The 2,954-nt window shown below is 70.2% G+C and carries 3 protein-coding genes; 1 reads left to right on the top strand and 2 read right to left on the bottom strand.

Annotation, left to right across the window (positions count from 1 at the left end; genetic code table 11):
- Window positions 1–15: 15 nt before the first annotated feature.
- Both IE294_RS46505 and IE294_RS46510 read right to left on the bottom strand, forming a co-directional pair.
- Window positions 16–828: a family 1 encapsulin nanocompartment shell protein gene (locus IE294_RS46505; RefSeq protein WP_189895354.1), complete on the bottom strand. Its 813-nt coding sequence runs from the start codon at window positions 826–828 to the stop codon at window positions 16–18.
- Window positions 825–1,874, bottom strand: a complete 1,050-nt coding sequence (locus IE294_RS46510) for a Dyp-type peroxidase (protein WP_189895355.1) — start codon at window positions 1,872–1,874, stop codon at window positions 825–827. The genes IE294_RS46505 and IE294_RS46510 overlap by 4 nt, the downstream gene beginning before the upstream one ends.
- Window positions 1,875–2,082: 208 nt before the next feature.
- Here IE294_RS46510 and IE294_RS46515 point away from each other — a divergent pair.
- Window positions 2,083–2,954 (top strand): TIGR03619 family F420-dependent LLM class oxidoreductase (locus IE294_RS46515; protein ID WP_189895356.1); only part of this gene is annotated, 872 nt, incomplete at its 3' end.

Raw genomic sequence — 2,954 nt, forward strand, 5'->3', positions numbered from 1 at the left:
GTGCCGTTTCGTGTGTCAGGTGCCGGTCGGGGTCGGTGACAGGGCCACGACGGCCTCGCTGGTGTATGCCAGGAAGGTCAGGGTCTCCTGGAAGTACAGGGTGACGCTGGTCGCGTCGTGCGACAGGTAGCCGATCGACACGTCCTGGCCGAGGCGCAGTTCGAAGTCGCCGCCGCGGGTGGAGAGCAGGAAGGCGCCGTCGATCGCGGGTGCCCAGACGATGTCGCCGTCGAGGAGCCGGGCGAGGTGCTTGATGACCGGGTAGCCGTGGTCGGATGTCTCGCTGACGGCCGTGTACGCCTCGGCGCTCAGCGCCAGGGTGTAGGCGCCGTCCACACCGGCCAGGCGCAACGCTGTCACCGCCTGGCTGACGGCGTCGGGGTAGTCGCGCACGTCGGCGGGGAGCGTCAGCTCCGGGTTGGAGGAGCTCGCCCGCAGCCCGGTGATCCCGGCCGCCGGGTAGCCCTCGAACACGGCCCGGTCCTCGGCGAACGCCAGCCGCCGGGCCGCGTCCTTCACCGGCTGCCAGTCGGCGTCCTTGGCACCCCGGGCGACGTCGTCCACCTGCCGGCGGTCCACGGTGAACGGCACGCGCAGTTCGACCAGCGGCTGGAAGCGGCGGGTGTGCGCGACGACCCCGTCCGCGGGGGTGTCGACGGGATCCAGGTGACCGGTGCCCACGCCGGCCAGCGCGACACCGCCCGGTTCGGGCACGTCGACGATGCGGCGGGCCGCGACATGGCGCTTGAAGGTGCGGCGGGCCTCCTCCTCCAGGTCGGCCCACGCGGCCTCGGAGACGGGCGCGAGTTCACGGTGCAGATTGTTCATCGGGACATGCTCCGCTTCATGCTGCCGATCCCGAGGGAGGACCCCGAGGACCGGACCTGGCTGTCGGTCGGTGTGACGGCCCCGGCGGCTGAGGCGGCCGGCGGGGCGGGGAGGTCTTCGAGGAAGTCCGCGGTGGGAGTGAAGAACAGGGTGCCGGTGACCGCGGTGGAGAAGTCCAGGATCCGGTCGTGCGGTGCCGACTCCGTGCCCAGGAACATCCGCTCCAGCATCGTCTCCGTCACCTCGGGAGTGCGGGCGTAGCCGATGAAGTAGGTGCCGAACTCCCCCCGGCCCGCCGCGCCGAAGGGCATGTTGTCGCGCAGGATCTCGCGTTCGGTGCCGTCCGGGTCGACGACGGTGGCCAGGGCGACGTGCGAGTCGGCCGGTTTGACATCGTCGGCGAGTTCCACGTCGGACAGCTTGCGCCGGCCGATCACGTGTTCCTGCGCCTCGACGGGCAGGGCCTCCCACGCCTCCATGTCGTGCAGGTACTTCTGCACGACGACGTAACTGCCGCCCGCGAACGACGGGTCCTCGTCACCGACGAGGACGGCCGCCCGCGCCGCGGCACCCGTCGGGTTCTCCGTACCGTCCACGAAGCCGAGCAGGTCGCGTTCGTCGAAGTACTTAAAACCCTGCACCTCGTCCTGGACCGTGACCGCGCCACGCAGCCGGCTCATGATCTCCGTGGCCAGCGCGAAGCACAGATCCAGCCGCGAAGCCCGGATGTGGAACAGCAGGTCACCGGGGGTGGCCACGGCCCGGTGCACCGGACCGTGCAGTTCCCGGAAGGGATGCAGCCGGGCCGGGCGCGGCCCGGTGAACAGACGGTCCCAGGCGTGCGAGCCGATACTGGTGACACAGCTGAGCCGGCCCTCGGGCTGGACACGGAACCCCACGGCCCGTTCCAGGGAACCAACGTCGGACAACAGCTCACGGACCGTGCCCTCGCCGCCGCTGTCGATGGTGACCACCAGGAAGATCGCCGCGCTGGTCAGCGGGGACAGGACCAGCTGCGGCACCGGTTCGGGGACATCTCGGGTCATGCGTGTCATACCCTTCCCAGCCAAGTCGACGGCGGACGAATGCGCGGACCAGCCACACTCTAGGTCGAACCCGTGGCCCGCGCGCGACAGATGCAACTGGCAAGGCATATCAGTACCTACTGACATCACGTGTGCCGAAGATGACTCGGCCACTGTCCTCCTCGTTGTAGGCTGCTTCCAGCCATCAGCTCACTCCGCGAAGGCAGCCATGCGCATCGGATTCGCACTCCCCCAGTTCCACCGTCAGGCGTTCGAGGTCGCCCGGGTCGCGGAGTTCGCGCGGGAGGTGGAACGGGCCGGTGCCGCGAGCCTCTGGGTCGGCGACCGCAACCTGGCCGCGGTCCAGCCCAGCATCGGCTACGGCGGACAGGGCACCACCATCCCGCCGGAGCTCAACCCCGCCGCCGACCCCTTCGTACTCCTCGCAGTGGCCGCCGCCGCGACCGAACACGTGCTCCTCGGTTCCCACGTGCTCATCGCCCCCCTGTACCCGCCCGTGCAGCTGGCACGGGCACTGACCACCATCGACCTGATCAGCGGCGGCCGGCTGCTGGCCGGCTTCGGCATCGGCTGGTCACCAGAGGAATACGAGGCCGCAGGACGGGACTTCAGCCGGCGCGGGGCCCTGCTGGACGAACTCCTCGACGCGCTCCACGCCATATGGACCGAGGACCCCGCCCAGTACTCCGGGGCACTGCTGTCGGTGCCCCGGCACCACGCCCCGCTCAAGCCCGCCCGACTGCCGCGTCCCCCCATCTATCTGGGCGCGCTCTCCGAACGGGCGCTGCGCCGGGTCGCACGGCGCGCCGACGGGTGGCTGCCGCTGTGCGTGGTCCCGGAATACGTCGACACCGACGGCCTGACCGCCCAACGCACGCAGCTCGACACATGGGCCCGTGCCGCCGGACGCAAGCCACAGGACATCGACACCGTACTCCGCGTCAACATCTCCACGGGCACCGGCGTACGCGCCGCAGCGGAAGCGATCCGCACCGTCAACCACCGGACAGGCATCGAACACTTCATGGTGGACACCATGTACGAGGCCGACACGGTGGAGGACTCCCTCACGTACGCACG

The sequence above is a fragment of the Streptomyces canarius genome (genome assembly GCF_014650735.1).
GTDB classification, from domain to species: Bacteria; Actinomycetota; Actinomycetes; order Streptomycetales; family Streptomycetaceae; genus Streptomyces; species Streptomyces olivaceoviridis.